The sequence below is a fragment of the Rubripirellula reticaptiva genome (assembly GCF_007860175.1).
Taxonomy (GTDB): domain Bacteria; phylum Planctomycetota; class Planctomycetia; order Pirellulales; family Pirellulaceae; genus Rubripirellula; species Rubripirellula reticaptiva.
Genome location: NZ_SJPX01000002.1, coordinates 1,604,271 through 1,625,297, shown reverse-complemented (window position 1 = coordinate 1,625,297; position 21,027 = coordinate 1,604,271). Strand labels below are relative to the sequence as shown.

Annotated in this window: 13 protein-coding genes; 11 read left to right on the top strand and 2 right to left on the bottom strand. The window is 56.0% G+C overall.

The annotated features are described in order from the left end of the window. Window positions 1-16: 16 nt before the first annotated feature. The 11 genes from tssC (at window position 17) to Poly59_RS12295 (ending at window position 14,712) form a co-directional block, all read left to right on the top strand. Window positions 17-1,519, top strand: coding sequence for a type VI secretion system contractile sheath large subunit (gene tssC, locus Poly59_RS12345; RefSeq protein ID WP_146534302.1), 1,503 nt, complete (start codon window positions 17-19; stop codon window positions 1,517-1,519). 54 nt (window positions 1,520-1,573) lie between these two features. Further along, window positions 1,574-2,053 (top strand): Hcp family type VI secretion system effector, encoded by a 480-nt coding sequence (locus tag Poly59_RS12340; RefSeq protein ID WP_146534301.1) that lies wholly within the window; start codon window positions 1,574-1,576, stop codon window positions 2,051-2,053. 10 nt (window positions 2,054-2,063) lie between these two features. Beyond that, a complete protein-coding gene (gene tssE / locus Poly59_RS12335) occupies window positions 2,064-2,663 on the top strand; it encodes a type VI secretion system baseplate subunit TssE (protein ID WP_146534300.1) in 600 nt (199 codons plus the stop codon). A gap of 59 nt (window positions 2,664-2,722) precedes the next feature. Further along, a complete protein-coding gene (gene tssF, locus Poly59_RS12330) occupies window positions 2,723-4,645 on the top strand; it encodes a type VI secretion system baseplate subunit TssF (RefSeq protein ID WP_146534299.1) in 1,923 nt (640 codons plus the stop codon). Window positions 4,646-4,704: 59 nt separating this feature from the next. Continuing rightward, window positions 4,705-5,757: a type VI secretion system baseplate subunit TssG gene (gene tssG, locus Poly59_RS12325; protein ID WP_146534298.1), complete on the top strand. Its 1,053-nt coding sequence runs from the start codon at window positions 4,705-4,707 to the stop codon at window positions 5,755-5,757. A gap of 8 nt (window positions 5,758-5,765) precedes the next feature. Beyond that, entirely contained in the window at window positions 5,766-7,757 is a 1,992-nt protein-coding gene (locus Poly59_RS12320; protein WP_146534297.1) for a type VI secretion system Vgr family protein, read from the top strand. Window positions 7,758-7,845: 88 nt separating this feature from the next. Further along, entirely contained in the window at window positions 7,846-8,778 is a 933-nt protein-coding gene (locus Poly59_RS12315; RefSeq protein ID WP_146534296.1) for a DUF6931 family protein, read from the top strand. Continuing rightward, on the top strand, window positions 8,778-9,068 hold the full coding sequence (locus tag Poly59_RS12310) for a PAAR domain-containing protein (RefSeq protein WP_146534295.1): 291 nt from the start codon (window positions 8,778-8,780) through the stop codon (window positions 9,066-9,068). The genes Poly59_RS12315 and Poly59_RS12310 overlap by 1 nt, the downstream gene beginning before the upstream one ends. Before the next feature lie 84 nt (window positions 9,069-9,152). Further along, entirely contained in the window at window positions 9,153-13,604 is a 4,452-nt protein-coding gene (locus Poly59_RS12305; RefSeq protein ID WP_146534294.1) for an Ig-like domain-containing protein, read from the top strand. A 2-nt stretch (window positions 13,605-13,606) separates the two neighbouring features. Continuing rightward, on the top strand, window positions 13,607-14,401 hold the full coding sequence (locus Poly59_RS12300) for a hypothetical protein (protein WP_246151582.1): 795 nt from the start codon (window positions 13,607-13,609) through the stop codon (window positions 14,399-14,401). 71 nt (window positions 14,402-14,472) lie between these two features. Next, the gene (locus tag Poly59_RS12295; RefSeq protein ID WP_146534293.1) at window positions 14,473-14,712 is read left to right on the top strand and encodes a hypothetical protein; all 240 of its coding nucleotides are present in this window, start codon (window positions 14,473-14,475) and stop codon (window positions 14,710-14,712) included. 313 nt (window positions 14,713-15,025) lie between these two features. Here Poly59_RS12295 and Poly59_RS12290 read toward each other — a convergent pair whose 3' ends face one another. After that, window positions 15,026-16,015, bottom strand: coding sequence for a hypothetical protein (locus Poly59_RS12290; RefSeq protein WP_146534292.1), 990 nt, complete (start codon window positions 16,013-16,015; stop codon window positions 15,026-15,028). 65 nt (window positions 16,016-16,080) lie between these two features. Beyond that, window positions 16,081-20,766 (bottom strand): vWA domain-containing protein, encoded by a 4,686-nt coding sequence (locus tag Poly59_RS12285; protein WP_246151581.1) that lies wholly within the window; start codon window positions 20,764-20,766, stop codon window positions 16,081-16,083. Window positions 20,767-21,027 lie beyond the last annotated feature (261 nt).

The window sequence follows — 21,027 nt, the reverse complement described above, 5'->3', positions numbered from 1 at the left end:
GTCTGAGGAATCAAGGATGAGTGAAACCAAATCGGAAACGACTGAGGCTGTTGCAGATACCGCCGCAGAAATCACGCTCGACACGCTGTCCGAGTTGCTGGAAGCCGAGTTCAAGCCGCGCAGCGACGAAGCCAGTCTGGCCGTCACCACCGCCGTGAACACGTTGGCATCGCAACTAGTGACCACCGAAATGGTGGCCGCAAGCGACGCGATCAAGACCATCGAGGCCCTGGTAGCCGAACTGGATCGCAAGATCGCCGAACAGATGAACGAGATTCTGCATCACGATGACTTTCAACAGTTGGAAGGCGCGTGGCGTGGGCTTGCTCACTTGGTCAACAACACTGAAACCGACGAAATGTTAAAGATTCGCGTCTTGAACATCTCGAAAAAAGATCTTCATAAGACGTTGAAGAAGTTCAAGGGCACCGCTTGGGATCAAAGCCCGATCTTCAAGAAGTTGTACGAGGAAGAGTATGGTCAATTCGGCGGCGAACCTTACGGCGCGCTGATCGGTGATTACTACTTTGATCACACCCCCGTCGACGTTGAACTGCTTGGCGAGATCGCCAAGGTCTGCGCTGCCTCGCATGCTCCGTTCATCACTTCGGCGAGCCCGTCGCTGATGCACATGGGCTCATGGCAAGAACTTTGCAACCCACGCGACTTGACGAAGATTTTCCAGACTGTCGAGTACGCATCGTGGCGTTCGCTTCGTGACGACGAAGATTCGCGTTACGTCGGTTTGACGATGCCACGATTCTTGGCTCGCCAGCCCTACGGTGCCGCGACAAATCCTGTTGAAGAGTTTGCATTCGAAGAAGACACCGCAGGCCCAGACCATAGTCGCTACGTTTGGTCCAACAGCGCCTATGCGTTCGCTGTCAACATCAACCGTTCGTTCAAGATGCACGGCTGGTGCTCGCGAATTCGCGGAATCGAATCCGGCGGATCGGTCGAAAAGCTACCTGTTCACGTTTTCCCAACGGACGACGGCGGTATCGACATGAAGTGTCCGACCGAGATCGCCATCAGTGATCGTCGTGAAGCTGAGCTAGCCAAGAACGGTTTGATGCCGTTGGTGTTTCGCAAGAACAGTGACTTGGCGGCCTTCATCGGTGCTCAGTCGCTGAACAATCCGTCGATTTTCGAAGACGACGACGCGACCGCTAACGCTCGCTTGTCCGGCCGTTTGCCGTATTTGTTCGCTGTTTGCCGATTCGCGCACTACTTGAAGTGCATCGTTCGCGACAAAGTTGGGTCGTTTAAAGAACGCAGCGACATGCAGATCTGGTTGAACAATTGGATCAGCCAGTATGTCGACACCAACCCGGCAACAGCGTCGGAATTGGACAAGGCACGCCGCCCATTGGCAGGTGCCGAAGTCGTCGTTGAGGAGATCGCAGGCAACCCTGGATATTACAGCGCCAAGTTCTTCTTGCGACCTCACTACCAGCTCGAAGGCTTGACCGTTTCGCTGCGTTTGGTCAGCAAGTTGCCATCTGCCAAGGCCGCCTAAACGCGATTGGCACTCGCTCAAATTCCAATTCAATCAATCACAGTGAGATAGTCGATGATTCTGCTAAAGTTTAAGAAAGAGATCAAAGGTGACGCCAGCGCATCAGGGTACGAAGGCCAGATCAAGCTGATGTCGACACAGTTCAGTGCATCGAGAATGGTTTCGGTGCCCTCGGGCAGTGCCTCTCGTGAAACGGGATCGCCCACTTTCTCGGAAGTTCACTGCGCGAAAGACTTTGATATCGCGTCAACAGAACTGTTCATGCAAAGCGTTTCCGGTTCTTCGCTGGAAGAAGCCTCGCTGACGTATCTGCAAACGGACGGCGATGGCGGACCTCAGGTTTATCTGGTGGTTACTCTGACCGACCCCATCATCACAAGCTATTCGCATAGCGGAACGATGGGTGACCGACCAGGCGAAAGCTTCTCGCTGAACTTTACCAAGATTTCGCTGGCGTACACTCAGTACACCGGTGAGGCAGCCGTGAAGGCATCGCCGAAGGGTTGGAACTTGCTAGAGCAGAAGGCCGCGTAGTCTGATTGGCATGCCAGATAAACAACGGATCGATCATCCCACATCGTCGTTGCTCGATCGTTTGATCGGCAACAACGACGTTTCAAACGGTGCATTGCGATTGGCAAACGGTACGACGGCGGGCGAAGTTTCGTCCGCCGCGTCGTCCCCGGTTGCGGTAACTTCGCCGACTGCAGGGCTGACGCGACGACAACATGCAAAGCAACTTGCGATCCTGCGATCCCAGATCGAGCGTGACTTGCTCGCACTATTTGGGACGCGGCGTTTGTCCGAGGACACGGATCTGTCGGCTTGGCCGTTGGTCCAGAAGAGCGTGCTCAATTATGGAGTTCCCGACTTGACCGGCTCGACCGGCAGCGGTGTCGATGTGCGACGGTTGCAGAGAGAATTGACCGATGCGATTAAGTGTTTCGAGCCTCGGCTTCGCCCGGCAACCTTGACCGTTACGTGTCGCGTTAACGAGCACTCGACGGACGAATTGAGTGTCGATATTGAAGCGTTGTTCGGTCCGTCGGACGCGTTGGAGTCATTCGCGATGGGGATTTCCATCAACCTTGGCAGTGGTCAGTGTCGTGCGGTCGATCCCAAACGGCTCCGCCGGACGGGCTAGTTCAGGCTTGTCACATGATCACTTGTCGTTAGTCTCATCCAGCCAAATCGATTGACCTCATGGAAGCCCAATTCCTTGACCACTACAACCGCGAGCTTGGCTACCTACGCGAGTTGGGCGCTGAGTTCGCGCAAGAGTACCCGGCGGTTGCAGGCCGGTTGGGGATGGACGAGTTCGCGTGCGCCGATCCGTTCGTTGAACGGTTGCTGGAAGGCTTTGCGTTTTTAGCGGCTCGTGTTCATCGGCGTCTGGATTCGGAGTTCCCGCAACTGACGCGGGGGTTGATGCAATCCATCTATCCTCATTACACACGCCCGATTCCCGCGGCGGCTGTCGTTCAAATCCATCCCGATCCGGATGAGGGGACGTTGGTTGATGGCTATCGTTTGCCGCGTGGTTCGCGTTTGCAGGGGCCGTCCAGCAATGCCCATCCGACGCCTTGCCGTTTCGAAACAACCGCCGAGTTGGATCTGTGGCCAATCACGATTTCGGGCGTTGAACTGATCGAACGTGGCACGGCTCTCAATAAGCCGCTTCCGGCGATGTTGGGTGGACCGGAGGTGCGATCGGGACTGCGTATTACTTTGCAGACGACCGGCGGTGTTCCCATGTCTGCGGTCAAGCTGGATCGTTTGCCCATCCATTTGCGAGGTGGCGAAGTCGCTCATCAACTGCTCGAGTTGTTGCTTGCACACACGACCTCGATCGCCGTCGGACAGACCGAAACCGACCGATGGCAGCGTCTCGACTCGTCGTCGCTTTCGGCCGGTGGATTTGACGAGAGTGAGTCGTTGCTGCCGGATGAACCGCGATCGTTTTCGGGGTACCGTTTGTTGCAAGAGTACTTTTTGCTTCCCGAAAAGTTCTTGTTCGTCAATCTAACGGGATTGTCCACAGCAATCTCAGCCGCCGATGGAAAGCAGATCGAAATTGTCATCGGATTGGACGAGTCGCAACGGGAACTCGCCAGCCGACTGTCGCGTGAACACTTGGCGTTGCACTGTGTGCCAGCGATCAATCTATTCAAGAAGCGGGCCGACCGTGTGCAGATTTCCGAAGCCAAATTCGAGCACCAGCTGTTGGTCGATCGTAGTCGACCGTTGGACTTTGAAATTTGGTCTGTCGCGCAGTTGTTGGGACATGGACAAACAGCACAGCAAGAAATCGAGTTCTTGCCTCTCTATGCACCACCGACCAGCATGGCTGCCCGTCACCAGCATGCCGCTTACTACACGCTAGATCGACGACCGCGACAGCCTTCGACGAATCAACGCGAGTACGGTCATCGATCACCTTACCTTGGAACCGAGGTTTACGTTACGCTGACCGATTCGAACCAAAGTCCAACGCGACATCCGATCCGTCAACTTTCGTCGACTGTTTACTGCACCAACCGTGACTTGGCGATGCTGAAACCCGCATCGGGCTGGCGTGATGCATTCACTTTGGACGGGCCCGGTCCCGTTGCTTCGATTGCTTGTTTGACCGGACCGACGACACCGCGATTGCCATTGACGACTGAGGATGGCGAAGTGTGTTGGCGTCTGGTGAACCATTTGACGTCGAATTTCTTGTCGCTGTGTGATCGTGCGAAACAGCAAGATATCGTTGGCAATGTCGACGTCCAGCGTGGCCGATCCGCAGCGGCGCTGTTGCGTCAGATGCTGTATCTGTATTGCCCGGCGGACTTGCCCGCAACGCGGCGTCAGGTGGATGGAATCCTGGCGGTCACCAACGAGGCCGTCACACGGCAGCTGCCCTTCGATGGTCCGATCGTGCATGGTCGGGGCGTCCACTTGGAAGTTGAAATGGACGAAGCGGCGTTCGAAGGCGGCGGTGCGTTTTTGATGGGATCCGTGCTGGATCAGTTCATGGCTCGATTCGTATCGCTGAACAGTTTTACACAGACCACGATTCGAACACCGACGCGAGGCCAAGTGCATCGTTGGCCGGTGCGTACGGGCACGATTGCGATGATCTAACCCTCTCGCAGATTGCTTTCCCGTTTTCCTTTGATTGATTCGAACCGAACCGTATGTCAATGAGCGAATCTTTGTCCGATGCGTCAACGAGAACGCCAACAAACTGGGACCAACGGGTCGCCGGAAAGTTTGGGCATTCGATTCATCAGCTTGATTTTTTTCAAGCGATTCGCCGAATCGAGGGATTGGCAGGATCGTTGCCGCGCGTCGGTCATGCGCGACAAGCTCATCAGGAAGCCGTTCGGATTCGTCAAACCACGGCACTGGACTTTGCACCAGCGACGATCGATCGCATTGATTCACCGGCGGATGGCCGAGCTCATTTGAGCCAGCGGTTTTTCGGATTGCTTGGCCCCGGCGGTCCGTTGCCGTTGCAGATGACTGAAACGGTACGGCATGAAACTCGGCACGAGAGTGATCCAGCGCTCGAAGCGTTCCTGAATCTGTTCCATCATCGCATGGCGATGTTGTTTTATCGGGCGTGGAGCAGCAGTCGCGGAGCGGTCCAGCGTGACCGTCCGGACCAGGATCGATTCGCGAGTTACGTCGGTGCGATCTCGGGCGTGATGCCGATGTCTGGCCGAGGCACCGGTGAAGACAATCGACTCTATTTCAGCGGGCGATTAGCATCATCTCACCGTAACGCCGAAGGCTTGGCGGCAATCGTTTCGGCGACCGTCCAAGCAGACGCCAAAATCAAAACCTTCCGACTGCGGAACCTGCGGCTTGAACCTGAGGATCTGTCGGTGCTCAGTCGTTCGTCATCGAAGCAGGGACGTGGCGGACGATTAGGCCAAAGCATCGTGCTGGGTCGTTCGGTGCCTGATCGTCGATCGATGATTGATCTCGACATTGGCCCCATCGTGTTTGATCTGTTCCAGACCCTATTGCCAGGTGAATCGGGGCACGACGAATTGCGAGATTTGATTCGCAGCTACATCGATCCCGGATTGGATTGTCGTGTCCGGCTGATCCTAGATCGACGAACAATGCCACGAATGTCACTGAGCCGTACCGGATCGGCTGGGCATGTCGGCTCGCTTGGCCGCAGCGCATGGATCAACAGTTCGGCGCCTCAATCGGACGCTGGTGACTGCCAGTTCATTATCTAGAATTCGCCATGTCCAATCCGCAAGCCACTCGATCGATCGCCGTTAGTACCCCACTGGGTGAGGACGCGCTGATGCTGATCAATGTGTCGTGGTCCGAGCAGTTGGGACGACCGTTTCAGGGAAGCTTGGAAATGGTTAGTCTGCAAGGCGATATCGATCCGGCGGATCTGTTGAAGCAACCGGTTTCGATTCGCTTAGGCAACGCCGATGATGAACCGACTTATCTGCACGGGTACGTCACTGAGTTTGGGCTACGTGGGATCAGCAACGGGCACTATGATTATCACGCGACGTTGGTGCCCTGGTTTGGATTGCTTCGGCATGTGGGCGGGTCACAGATTTTTCAACAGCAATCGGTGGTCGACATTGCCAAGGCGGTAATTGAGACGCGAGGTTTTGCGGGCGAGCTTGAAGATCGGCTTACTCAAACGTATCGACAACGCGCCTACTGTGTTCAATACGGCGAATCTGACTTTCAATTTCTCAGCCGTCTATTCGAAGAAGAAGGCATCTACTACTACTTCGAATACGCCAACGACGGACACACGATGATCCTGTGTGATGATGTCAGTGCACACCACACTGCCGATTCGCTGGCCTCGTTGCCGTACCACGACTTCGAATCTGAGAATACCGAAATGTGTGTATCTCAGTGGACGAGCCAACGTCATTTCAGCACCGCATCGTACGTGTTGCGAGACTACGATTTCCAAAAACCGCGTGCCGAGATGACTGTCCGCCAGAACGCGCCCGATACGGTAAGCGAGTGGCAATGGTATGAGTTTCCAGGACGGTACTTCGAAACCGATGACGGACAACACTATGCCCGCGTGTTGACCGAAGCGGCCAGCGCACGACAAGGGCGAGCGACCGTCAAGGTCTCGACCAACTCAATCCTAGCCGGCAACTTGCTGACCATGGAATCGCATCCCCAGAGCGATCTCAATCAGGAATACTTAATCACGGCTCGCCAAATTCAAGCCAGTGCGCCCGACATCGCCGCCGGCGGATCGAGCAATGGCTTCGGGATTGACGGGCAACTGCAAATTCAACCCTCATCGATTCCGTTTCGTTCGTCGCACGAGACGCCGCGCCCCGTGGTTTCCGGGCCACAAATCGCCACGGTGGTGGGACCAGCGGGAGAAGAGATTTGGACCGATTCCTACGGCCGCATCAAAGTCCAATTTGCTTGGGACACGATGGGGGCCGGGGACGACAGTAGTTCGTGTTGGATGCGAGTGACTCAGCCCTGGACCGGTAAAGGTTGGGGCGCGGCATCGATCCCGCGGATTGGCGATGAAGTCATCGTGGCGTTTTTTGACGGTGACATCGATCGCCCGATCGTGACGGGACGAGTCTTCAACGCCGATCGGATGCCACCCGAAGACCTAACCGCGGGCCAAGCGAAGACGGTCTTTCGAACGCGCAGCACCAAGGGCGGGGATGTCGATTGTTTTCACGAACTGACGTTTGATGACACGAAAGACGCTGAACAGATTTATCTGCACAGCGAACGAGACTTTCTTCGTGTGGTTGAAAACAACGACGCTTTGAAAGTCGGTTTTGAAAAGCAAGACGCGGGCGATCAGTCGATCGAAATCTACAACAACCAGGACATCAAAGTCGGTGTCGGCAGCGGTACCGGAAACCAAACCACCGAGATCGGCCAGGATCGCTCGACCACGATCGATACTGGCAACGATACGCTGACGATCAAGCAGGGCGACCGAATAGTGACCGCTGAAAGTGGTGCGATCACGATCGAAGCGAACACCTCGATCACGCTGAAATGCGGTGAGTCAATCATTCAGTTGACTCCGTCTGGAATCATAATTCAGTCAACGCAGATCGACATCAAAGCGGATGCTCAGGCCAACATCGCCGCACCTGAAATCAACGCAGCCGCCGACGCAGCACTCGCGCTCAGTGGCGGCGCCACCACAGATCTGACATCCGATGGTCAGCTCACCGTGAAGGGTGCCATCGTGCAAATCAATTAGTGTTTCAGCAAAGCCTGTATTTTAAAGCTGATGCATGGCCCAACTCGCTTTGTGAAACGAATCAACCTCTTTAACACTCGAACTTCCAATGCCACTGCTACTGACCGCCCATCCAACGAACCAGGCCGATCTTCGTTTGTTGCTGCGCGTCGGTCAAGAAGCGCGGGTAGGCAGCAGCGAGTGGGTTGAACTGAGCATTCCTGATGACCAGTCAATTGCGCTGGAACACTTTGTGGTTCGCTGCGGATCTGATGCCGTGGTAGAAGTCTTGGGCGAGCAACAGACTCTATGGGTCAATGGTGATGGGGTCGAGCGATTCACGTTGTCGGATCGTTGTGATCAGAAGACGGAGTTCTTGGCCGGTCAGACCTCATTTTCGATTCGCTGGTCTCCCGATCTTGTTCCCAAGGTGAAAGAACCCGCGGCAAAGGATGAACCTTCGGATGCACCGGTGGTCGACGATAACTTTCGCATTGGTGAAGTTGCGACAAGGATGAAGCTGTCGCACACCGCGATTGATCTGTTGCAAACCCCGGATCGATGCAGCTTGTACTTGCAGCGATTGATTGACGCCGGACTGGCCGATGATGCTATCCGTTTCATCGCGGCCGCATTGCCTGCGGTCGTTGCCGTCGATTGGGCGATCGTGTCCAGCGGTTTGATCGAGTCCGCGAAGGATCCGCTGCTTGATGCGATGCTGGCTTGGACTAGCACGGGCGGCGAGGCTGACCGACGCGTCGTTGCTGAACAACTTAAAAAGGTGGTTGAACCATCCAACGTTGTTAAGTGGATCTCGCAGGCAATCGTTCTCAGCGGTGGCAGTCTCGCTCGAGACGATCAACCGATGATCGTGCCACCGAAGCATTTATGCGGCATCGCAATCCTGACCGCTCATCGATGGTCGCTGGCAGCCCAAGCGGATCGTACGGTCGCGATGTCGCAGTGGCTGGAGTCTGGGAAGTTGTTACTTGATCAAATGGAAGCTACAGGGACTCGAAACGAACACAAAGGAGCCGCCTGATGCCTGCCGCAGCCCGCGTAACAGACCCGCACAGTTGCACGTCGTTAACCGGAGTCGTACCGCATGTCGGTGGCCCCCTCGAAGGTCCCGGGGCGCCCACGGTTTTGATCGGCGGCTTGCCAGCAGCGATCGTCGGCGATTCGGCAGCCTGCAATGGTCCCCCAGACACACTGATTGAGGGTTCAGCCACGGTGATGATCGGCGGCGTTCCGGCGGTTCGAATGGGCGACCCAACCGAGCATGGTGGTACGGTCGACGCGGGTGCCCCGGACGTGATGATCGGCGGATAGCGATGGCAGCAAAGTGATTTGACGCGGCGGATTTGCGGATCGGCATTGCCGCCACCTGCGAGGAAAGGAATCGACAAGGATAGGATGCGTAACAGTAACGACCTGATCGAACGACCATCGCACGATGCGAAGCTGAAGGATTGGCGATCCGCTCAGACCGGATCACGGTCGTTGCTGCGCGAAAAAATCGTGCTGTCCGCGATCTTGTTCGTTGTGACGGGTGGGTTTTTGATCGCGGTTTGGCGACCCTTGGTGACGCCGCAGCTATGTGTGATTTCGATCGGACCAAAACCGTCAGTGGAGTCGAGTGATCCGTCCGAAATTTCTGCGCAACAAATGGCGATCGATTCGTTACAGCAATTTCAAACTTTCGCACGGTCGATGCCGACGTCTCGAGTCGTCGAAACCCATTCGCTCTCGGATTCTAAATCGTTTCTGGGGCAGGACGAAATCGCGACTCAGCCTCGAATCATCCACGTCGCGGGTGTCGCATCGGTCGTCAATGATCGCCCCACACTTTCGCCGGCCGAGTCCGAGTCGGGGATGCGGCCCGAGTCGTTGGATCTATTGGAAATGGTTCGTGTTTTGGCAGACGCTGATTCTCCGTCGATCGTCCTGGTGGATGCGATCGAGAACCAGAGCGATTCGGTTGGCCGGCTTCCCGAGATCACCGCGTGGCATTTTTCGCGTAGCATCGATCGTGAGATTTCGCAGATGCAAAATGCGAAGGTCTTGGTCATCACTCATCACACGCAGGTCCGACGAACGTTAACGCCAGCCGACAAAAACTTTGTATCGCCATTAACCCAACTGGCGATCGACGGGTTCGGTGGAGCCGCGGATGCAAACGCTAACGGAGTAATTTCGGTGGCCGAGTGGTTAGATGTGGTCAATCCGGTCGCTGACGATGGGCATCAAGCGAGTGTGACCCATGTGTTCTCAACCACGCTGCGATCGAAATGGAAGCACGTCGCGCTGGCACCCGTTCAGAAGTCAGACGCAAAGTCAGACGCAAAGCCGGGCCAGGATGGCGAAACCGCCGTCGTTGCGAAGGACGCGGAAACACGACCAGAGTCAACGAAACACGACACCACGCTGCCTGAGCCCGACACTCATTACGACGTCACCGCACCAACACTGGCGGTCGCGATTGAGATGATGGCTAGCGGGATCGGTACCAATCGCAGTGACAAGGCTGCGGAAGTGGATTCGCAGTTGCATTCGTTGCTTAGCGCGGACACGGCCCAGACCGTTGCCGAAAAGTGGATGGAGTCGCCAACAATTACCGCTGCACCCTGGGACGAAGTGACCTGGATGCGGACGGTCATGCCAGTGGATGTTCCGTGGTCATTGAAGCAAGATTTGATCCAATGCCGAGTCCTCGCCAACCGGTTGGCAATCGACCGAGTGCCACGCGAATGGTTCGCTGATGCCTGGCAGAATCTGCAATGGAACCGTTTGGATGCCGAGCGAAGTTTGCTGAGTCCTGTCCGCAGCGACAACACCACGTTTGTGTCTGAGCAAGTGAAAGCGAGTCTTCGAGGCTACGTGAAAATCCAGCAAGACGTGACTGCGATCAACGAAGCGATGCAGATTTGTGCTGATATTCACAAGAACGTCAACTCGTTGGTGGTGCTGCCGATCCATGCTCAGACGCCGAAAGACGACGGTGTGTGTCAACTGCTGCGTGACACACTCGATCTTCAAGCATGGTTAGACGGTCGCATGGGCAGCAACATGAATCGGTGCACCGCGTTGATCCAGTCGATTCAAAAGCGACGGCTGCGACTCGCCGGCGGTTGGGCGCGCAGCGACGGTTCGGCGGGCGAAGCGATCGAAGTGATGCCAGTGACGGGACTCGACAACAGCTTCATCGAAAAGACTCGCACACGCATCGCTCGTTCGTCGTTGGCCGCCCAAGTCTTATTGGCTGGCGACTCTCGGTCCCAGGACGTGCTTTTGCGACTCACACGCGATTCCGAAACTGCGATTGCTGCGTTGTCAAGCTCGTCGTACTCGGAAGAAGAAATCATCTCGGCAGTCGACAAATTCAAGCAGTCGATCGACGACTTGGACCTGGACTCGCAACTGTCGACGACTGTGGTGGGCGCTGCCGATGCGAGCGATGCTGACGTCCGTCTTGCAAGAAGCCTGCGCTGGTCGTGGATTCTGCACTCGCTTGCCAGCGACACCCGCGATCTTGCTGCCGATTCGACACAAACCGAACGAGAGCAATTGGTGAAAGCTAACAGCCGTTACCAACGTCTCGCGTTGGCGATGGGATTGAGCACTCTGCCCCGCCTGCAGTCCGAGTATCAGTTCGATGTGTCGGTGCGTGGGTCGATGGCAATGTCGGATTATGTGTCGGTTGGGGTCTCTGTCAGATCGCTATCGGATAGCACTCTGCAAGGAACGCTGGAAGTGGAGTTCGATGGCAAGTGGTTTCAGGTTGACGCTGTGTCTGATGAGTCAACTCATTTGATCCAAAGGATGGTGGGTGCTTCGGCGTATCAAACCGTCGCGGCACAGCGGTTGGAACACCCGGCACCGAAATTGTTGCCACTTTCGGTGCCTTCGGCGACGATGGAAATCCACCGGTCGGCGAACTCGAATCAGGCTTCGCAACATGGAAATAGTGCGGTCAACGTTCGCTGGATCACCCGCGATGATGTTTATCGCGCCGTTGTCCCCTTGAAGATGCCGCTGGCGGATATCGCGGAAGCGACTTTGGACAATGGCACCGATTCAGCGCTCGCATCGGTCCCCAACGGCTCGGCTCAGTGGATCATGCACGCGAATCGTGATCGTTTTCGACACCTATGGCTCAAAGCGTTAACTTCGCAAACTCAGATCGTCAAAGTGCGTTTGCTCGCATGGGCAGAATCGCCCGGCGAACTGCCGCCGACCATGAACAAGGATCAGATCCAACGATGGCTGTCGTCGCAATCCGTCCCGTTCGAATTGGCGGTCCATCCTGGCTTGCCGGTTAACGAGGTTGAGCCGGCGAAGGTCACGTTTTTGCCCGCCAAGCTCGATCCGCTTGCTGCACCGGTCACGGTCGCATCACTGTGGTGTGAAGTGACTGATGAAGATTGTGACGCGGTCCAAATGATCGACCTCGGACCGTGTGTTTATCGCCCGGCTGCGTTGATTCGACCTGTGGTAGCGTTTGATCACAATTTGCAACGTGTCGACGTTTCAATTCAATCGCTCGACGGAGTCGATGCATCGACTCATGTTCGTGTCGAACTATTCGACGTGGTCAGCAATCGCATCATGGCCAGTGGTGACATGATGGTGCCGCCCGGCACGCAAGCGAATAAATCCTACTCAGCAGCCGGTTGCGACGGACGTGCGTTCGGCGTTCGCGTGCTAACCGACCAATGGCCGAGTGCTTTTGTGTTTCACGTTGCCGGCGATCGCAGCGAGGTTGCAATTGCACCGTCGGATACCGACGCGTCCGTGACGATTCGGACGCCCGATTCCGATTCGGATCAGTTCATTGTCCCCAAGGGTGCTGATGTGGTCGATGCGAATGTTTGGGTCGACCTAAGCGACAGCAAATTTCGGTATGGTTCTGACCAACTGACGCTAGGCATCGATCTGAATGGCGATCGATATCTTGACGAAGAACCGTCCGTGACGGTCTCAACACCGACCGCGATTAAGTTTGCTTGGGCGGGTGTCAACGCAACCGGGGCTTTGGGGCTTCACAGTCAAGTCGAACCTCATCGACTGTCCGTTCCGGTTGGCCTGGTCAAAGATCGACGAGCACCGCTGATTGCAAGTCTGCAACGAGGCGCACAGATGATTTGGAGCAATGCTTTGACGGGAGTGTTTGATGCGCAGGCACCGAAGGTCAAAGATGTTCAGTTTCAATCGCCGCTGCCGTCCGTGTTGGGGAAACCGGTTGTGGTTCGGGTCGTGGTCGACGATGCGGGACTGAGCGAAGCGGCCTCGATTCGCGCCGGTTGGGCGACGGCCGGTCAGCAAGAATTCACGTCCGATGTGAAGCCGTTGGCCGGACAGCGGATCGGCCAAGGGCACTGGGCGATCATCGCTCCGACGGACGCGCTGGTCTCGGGTACTCACACGTTGTTGATCCAAGCAACGGACGCCGCACAGAATATCGGTGCCGTTACGACCGTCGCGATCGAAGTCCGCAGCGAGGCGGAATGGATCACGAAACAACAGTCGCAGTCCACCGCTGTCCGCGGCAAGATCGCCTATGTGAAACTTCCAGTCGCGGGGATGAAAGTCGCCCTGACACGGCGAACGGAATCGAAGCCGGACAGTCCAAATGAAAAGCCGGACAATCCGACCGGAAAAGCAGTGGAGGAACCCTCCCAAGCGTCGAATTTACCCCAAGAGGTACTGACCGACGCGGGCGGCAATTTCGTGATTCCCGACGTCAAAGCGGGCGAGTACGAATTGACCCTCGAGGGGCTCTACCGCGGAATGAAATATGCCAAAAGCGTACGTGTTGCGGTCAAGCCGCCGCAACCATCCAACGTCTCCACCATCCGCATCGATTGAGAATGAACGCCCGACGGCAGACGACCGCTCGCCGATTTTCGCCGTTGAGTCTGCTGCTGGGCTTCGCTAGCGTTCCCCTCGTTTCCGGCTGCGCCTCGCTGGATGCACTTGATCGCCAAGCAACAACGCCGATCGTCGTTGGTGCCGATGGATTGGTCGTGCCACAGGCGGAATCATCGATGACCCTGCCTCGCTTTTTGGGAATCGACAATGTGGCCCGTCGAGCGGCTCGTAAAACGATCCTGCTTGCTCAGCTTACTCGCGAGAAGGCTGCAGTTGTCGTTCCGGCGCTGGAGCCAAAGCCGCTCAGCCTGCCGCTCTCGCATCCCGCTAACGCAGCATCGCCGTCGCCCGCCGTTGCGGGAGCTCACAAAGTGAAAAAGGCGAAGGCTGTCGAAGCGGCAAAGGTCAAAGCGATGGCCGTCTTGGCGGGCGAAGATTGTGTCACAAATCCGCATGTCGAAGAAGGAATTTTGGCGGCGCTCGACGACGTGTCCGCTAACGTTCGCATCGCCGCGGTCGAAGCCGTAATTGCTTCGCGTCGTGGATGCGACCCAGGATGCAGCGGATGTTGCAGTGACGCGATTCGTCGCAAACTGACCCGAATGGTTTTTGAGAAAACGGGGCCATGCTGTTGGTTCGAACCAAATTCCAAAGCACGTCGGCTGGCCCGACTGGCGCTGGATGCTTGTGGCGGACCGCTCGATCCCGCTTCCTGTGGCTGTGTCACAGAAACCGAGTTCCCAATTGAGACACCGCCGAGCGAACTGGTGCTGCAGATTCTGTCGGAAGGTTGATCGTCCGGTACTAGCGATTCCATCGCTGCTTGTCGTTTGGGTAGCGAAACTCGTCAACGGTTTCGGCCTGCGTGGAAAACGCCGAAAGTCTTGACGACTGTCGCTACAAATTCTTCACGAAAACTAAGCTGCGGTACAACACTCGATGGGGCGAAGACGTTCGTTTATCGCGATGCCATTCGGGCGGCCAAGATGAGAGCGGCGGGTTCAACGCTGAAGCGGTACTCAAGCCACAGCATAGAATCTTGGTCGAACAGTTTCGCAGTGATCAACTCGGCCAATTCGCATTCGTGTTGAATCGAGGTGGATAGCTAAGTCGGTTGCCACTCGGCCTCGCTTAACGCCGTTGGTTCCGTTGACTAGCTTGTAGCCTGCGCGGCCATGCGCACGCTCGCAAAATTTCGCTGGAGATTCGCAAAGCTGGACTCTGTGGTGTCGAAATCTTCAGCATCATCGGCTTCCTCAAAAGGAGCCCGTCAAGCTTCGCTGGCGACGATTCGCAAGTGCCTTCGCGAAGTCCACGACTCAAAGCTCTCCCGGCCTATTGGCAAGTCATGGCGACGTGTTCGAAGTATGAACCGTTGCGCAGAAAAGACGCCACAACGAGAAAACCAGACGGCTCCATCAGGCGACTCGTCGATACTTCGGCTGAACCGAACTCGAAAGAACCAACTCGCGATTCTTGATTCGCTTGGCTTCTTTGTCACTCAGCCCGTCGTAGTACGCTCGCATGGCATCTTCGGCACTTTCCGGCGAATCGAAGAACAAGTATTTGGCGGCTTCGCCCGAGACGAGCTTTCCAGCCCGGTCGAGCGATTTTAATTCGTGAGCGTTCTCCGTGTCGCCGACCAAAACGTGCCACAAGATTCGAAATCGCATGCCATGTTGCTGCTGCAACTTCAGCAGTTTGGGTAACTCGATACGAAACATCACGCTATTTTTATCAAAGTTCCGTACGAACATGTGGATGTCTGATTGCGCGGCTTGGCAAACAAATTCGTAGGACAAGTAATTCCAGAGTGCCTTGAGTGTTTCATCGCTGCGGTACCATTTGCCGCGCTCCATCGCAGCACCGATTAGGGAAGATTCAAGACAGGTGTAGCCAAGTGATTGAGCGAACTCGCTGACGGCGTAGCCACCCGACCAAAGTGCCATCTTGTTGTGCGCGAACAGCGATTGATTCGTCTCAAGAACCGATGCAATGTCCAAAAACGAATGGTTGGTGTGCTCGGGATGATCACGACCAATTTTGACGTCGCGTGTGTCCCTCAGCTTGACCAGTTCGCGTTGTTCGACGATTCCCGTTTTGAACAGTTCCCAAAGCTTATCGATCGCCGGCTTCTTCAATTGCAGTTCCTTAAAAAACGCTCGGATTTTCATCTCCAATAGAACGGTGTGGTGGCCCCGGAAAACGGCATCCGCAGGCAATTGAATTTTGGCGGACCGGCCCTCGTCCATCGCGTTGGACCGCTTGCGGGTCGCTTGCTGTAGCCGGTGGACTTTCGAAGGCGGAATACTCGGGGGCGCCTCGGCAAATGCGGCGATGATTACCTCCGCCATCTGTTGCATGATGGGATTGCCCTTGACCCGTGGCTCTACAAGAAAATTCGGCATTGGCTTGTCCTTCTTATACGGTTGTGTTACCCGGGATTTGGTCCGTACCCGAACAACGGTGGGGGCTATTTACGTATTCCGCCGGGCGTCGTTGCTTGAAGGGTCGCAACACTTGGCAGCATGGTTCCTTGGATGGGGCGAACCGTGTGTACCGATCGCTTTTTGATGTTCGAGATCGTTTCAAGCTCAAGGTGAACCGTCCCCGATGTGTCTGCCAATCGGAACACGTGGAAGCTGCGTTTGCCGCCGTCGTCGTACCAATGATCTGCGGACGCTAGCGGGACTCCGTTGACATTGACCACCAACATCGCGTCCAAGTCGACTGAATCGGTGCCGGCATACTCAAACCCGATCTGGATTTCATCAGCAGTTCGTTCAATGCGGTACGTCACGCCGTCGATCCCCTTCAAATCTCGTGATTTGCCTTCGCTTGACTCAGCGTCGATTGTCACTAAATCAGAAGTCGGTGACTTGGCCGCGCACCACACTTGCATCTGGTAACCAGTCGCGTTGGCAGGCCAATCTTGGCACGAGAACTCGGCGACCGGACAAGGCATCTTCGGCAACCACTGGAACTGGCTAGTTCGATAGGCAACCTGATCAGTGGCAACTTGGTTAGCAATAGGCTCACGAGACTTCGGCACGATTTCTACCCACATCGACGCTGGGCGATCGGAAACTTGTTGATCGCCTCGTTGCAGCGAGAGCCGGAAACGACAATCTTTCTTTTCAAGCGTTGGCGTTTCAACGCCGACACGTGTCGATACGGCGTGGTCCTCCGCAGTCGCCAGCGGTCGAAACACCGGAGCCCCAGCCAGATACGGGGGTGTACTGAGTCGATGTTGCATTTGGTTGGCCAGCAATTCCAAACAATCGCCGGGCGAGACCGCAATCGTCGTGGATACGCCGCCGATGCTTACCAAGATTGGTGAGTTGACGTTCGCGATCTCTGGCAACTTGATCGTTTCGCTAAATTTGCCTTCCCGTTTAGTTCCGTCGGGCAGTTGGATCTGGAAAGTCTGGGACGACGATAGCTGTTCCATTCGCCTCAGTAACTCCGTTGCGTTCTTCACATCGATCACGGATTCGCCACCGCTACCACTTGCCAAGGTCTCAAACTCGATCGCTGCGGTGGCTGCTTCGGCCGTTGGCAACCCAAATCCGATGACATGAATTCGCACGCCATGTTCGGTTGCCTGAGAAACCAATTGACCAAGCGTGAAGACAGTCTCGGCCGTTGGATTGAACTGGTAGTTACGTCCATCTGAAATCACGATGATGTCTTTGGTGACACCGTGACCGGCGCGACTGATGTCATTGATCGCTTTGGAAATCGCAAGATAAAGAGGCGTTTGCCCCCACGGCACGGCAGCGTCCAAGTGCTGTCGTGCGAGTTCGAGTTCAACGATATCAAAGCGTCCTGTGGGCAAGGCAACCTCTACATCTTCGAACGGCCGGATCGTTGGTGAGAAGGGAAACCGTTTGTGATACCGTTTCTGTAATAGCAGTCCATCGTTTTCACTGAATCGTTGGTCAGCGGCAACGGCCATGCGGTGCCCATACAGAACTAGTCCAACTTGCGAGCCGCTCGGCTGCATGCGCCGCATCATCTCGTAGAGAGCCGAACGGGCGGCGTCGAACTTGTTCGCACTTCGCGAGCCCGGCGTGGAACGACCGAGTTCCCCGTCCACAGACTCGTTCATCGAGGCGGAACAGTCCAGGATGAACGTGACCGCGCGGCCAGCGTCCATTGCGTCTCGGATCGTGATCTCGGCGCCGGTTTCGCGGGATTGGCCGCGTGACGCAACGCCAAATGCCGTGCCAGATGACATCACCGACGATTGGTAGCGATTGCCCCGGAAGTTCACCTCGGCGACCGAGTCGCTACTTTGCATGGTCGTCAGCGTCAGTTCACTGATCGCTGATTTTGACGGCGAAGTCGTCGGACCAGAATCACGAATCACAATCGGCTGATCCGATAGACTGGTCACACCATCGGGTTGGCGAATTGACAAGACTGCAGTTCCGCCGGGCAGTTGTCCTTGACCTGCCGATGGATCCAGCGAAACCGAAATCGATTGTTTCTGTCGCTCGATAAACGAAGGTGTAGATTTCGCTTGGATCACCAGTCCGTTAGCGGACGCGAGTCGACGCAAGATAAGCTTTTCATTCACCGCTCGCTTGGTCGTTTTCCAAGTCGGCGTTTCAATCGCATCGGTCCCAGCCAGGCTTAGCAGCGCCTGAGCAGTAACGTCAAAGTATGCCGATCCCGAAGTAGACGGCGCGTACCAAAAGTCATCCAGCGTCTCGTCGATGCGGCTGGCCAACCGAGACTGACGTTCGGCTTTCTGGGCAGCGTCGATCACGCCAGAGAATTGTTCGTTGACGATGATCGAAACTGCTCGCCGCGCCTTGTGGCGGTTCGTCAGCGTCTGGCTGTGAGTGGATGTCAGGGAACGTAGCTGTCGGCGAACTTCGCTGGCGTTGGTATCGTCGGGATCCAGTCCCAGCATGATCCCCAATGAATCGGGAGTGACATGGACCGTGTGTTCGTCAACTTGATCATGATTTGAGACAAGCGACGGAAGGGGCTTGTGAGCAAGCTCGCCATCGAGTTGTCGAAGTCGTTCTTCGATTCGCATTTGTTGAAACGGATCCGACGCAATCAAGCCACAGCGATTGGCGGACGATAACGTGCCCGCCCTGGCACCCATCGAGCCGGATGAGCCCTTCGCCGGCGTGTCGTGCATGGACATCAGAGTCGACTCTCGCGCTCCCGACATGTGTTCCAGAAACTCGCGAGATCGCTTTGTCGCGATGGCGATTTGGTCGCTGCTGGTCGGTGTCCAGGGTTGTTTTTGATCGGTAAATTGATTCAGCAACGTATCCAATCGCATGACATCATCCATGCCAGTTGACTCGTCCGTATCGGCCAAATGGGAGTGCAGTGTCGCGGTGACTTCGTCAATCACTTGGATCAGATAGGGCAGTTCTAGGAAAGCTTGATCGCGAGTCTCCCATGCCAGCACTAACTCGGATAACGCCGCTCGTGCCGTCTTCACACTGCTTTCGAACTGATCCAGCGATTGGACGACCGAATCGATCGAAGTAGATTCGCCGGTTTTAGAATCGTCCGCGAGCGCATCGCCCAGTGGCGAGACATTTGCCAGGATCGTATCGGCCAGATGTCGTCTGCTATTGTGTACAGGCGACGCAATCTGATCGGCAGCCGGGAACACTCCGTCGGGCAGACTCAAAGTCGTATCAAGCCAGCTGGCCTGTGCCGACGCCAGACGCCGAATCAGATCCGTCCGTCGCCAAAATTTCGACTCCGTACCGCCCGATGCAACGATTTTGTCCTCGTCGCCATGCAGCAGAGCGTACAGCATTGGGACTGGTACGATTTTGTCTGGGGCGAGCTCTCGGATCATGTCGGCTGCGGTACGATGGGTGGGCTGCTTTGCGATCGCGGACCAAATTTGGTGGGCACTTCGATTCATTTCGATGTCCACCCAATGGGATGACTCGCTCGCTCGCATAGCAATTTTTTGTCGCAAACTTTGCAATTGGTGTTCCAGTCGGCTGTACCACCGATCGCTGGAATCTCGGACGGACTTGCCTCCGTAGACCGATTGCCCGATCGAATGCATGGTTCGTTGTATCTGTGACCAAGCATGAGCATCCACCGAAATTGGATGCAGGTCGCGCATCGCCACAGCGGAATCGATTGCTGATCGCAAGCGTTTCAGGTCTTCCTTCGACGGAGCCGGAGTCTTTGTCGATTCACGCCGCTGTTGACGGCTCACGCGAGCGATTTCGATGGGCTGCGACGCACCTGCGCGATGTAATGTCGGCGTCTGTGACAGACTGCGGTGTTGCACGGCCCAGCCATCGACTTGTTGACGGACAAAGCGATGCAGTTCGTCAGTGTCGACGTATCCGTCCGCCTTTTGATTGGTCCCATAGCCGTCGGCCGCTCCGCTCAAGCCATCGGCAACATAGCGAGTGAACACGTCACCGTCGCCAAGCCGAGAATACAGACTGCGTTGTCGACGAGCCGCCGATGACAGAATGGTGACCCTGGATTGTGGGTAATTGCGGTGATGCGATGCTAGCACACCACCGAGTTGATCATCAAAATCGTTGTCGGAAATTCCTGCCGGCCAATGGGCTCGTAGCCGGCCGCATTCAAGCAGCAAGACGATCGGGCGGAACTCATTCTCGGACTGCAACTGCGCGACATGGTCCAGGAAGTCGTTGATTGGAAACCAAGTCGACGCGTCTGTCACTAACGCATTCGGCGGAATCCAGCAGGCGCGACCTTCATCGTCTACTGCACCGTGCAAGTTCACATAGAACGTCAACGGCCGCTCTTTTGGGCAGGCCTGCAGAGCCGCGCGAATCGCATCGTTGGTTTCGTCCCAAAATCCGCCCGCGATTTGATCGATGCTGGGCAGTTCGCGGACAGAGAACGTGCCCTGGCCCAACGTTCCGATCGTGTCCAGATCTTCGGCCACCCAAGCATTCAAGTCCCATTCGGGACCGTAGACGCCAGTTAAAGTCAGAATGGGCGTGCGTGCTGGACGCGAAAGAACGGATGCAACGAAACAGGCACAGACAATGATCATCGCGATCAAACACAGCAGCAACTTGAATCCGACTCGCGGACCTGCTCCAAGGGTTGGCGTTTCTATCGCAAGAATACGACGATTGGATATCGCGGTATCGGCATTTTGTATCGGGAACGTCATGCAGCGGTACAGCCCGTCGAACCGTTGAGTGTTTAGTCATCCGAAGAGTGTGGTGCCCCGGTCGCCGACACGCAGCGATGATCGCCGACCACGTGCCCGTCGAGAGAATCATCGGGATCCCGTCATCCGACATTTCGCTTGTAAAGGGATAAGACGGATTAATCCTCACCATGGACCGTACAATCGGTACGACATGACTGTTTACGTGTCGCGGCGACGACGTAGAGCCGTGAAACACGTTTCAGTCGGCAAATCGTCTCG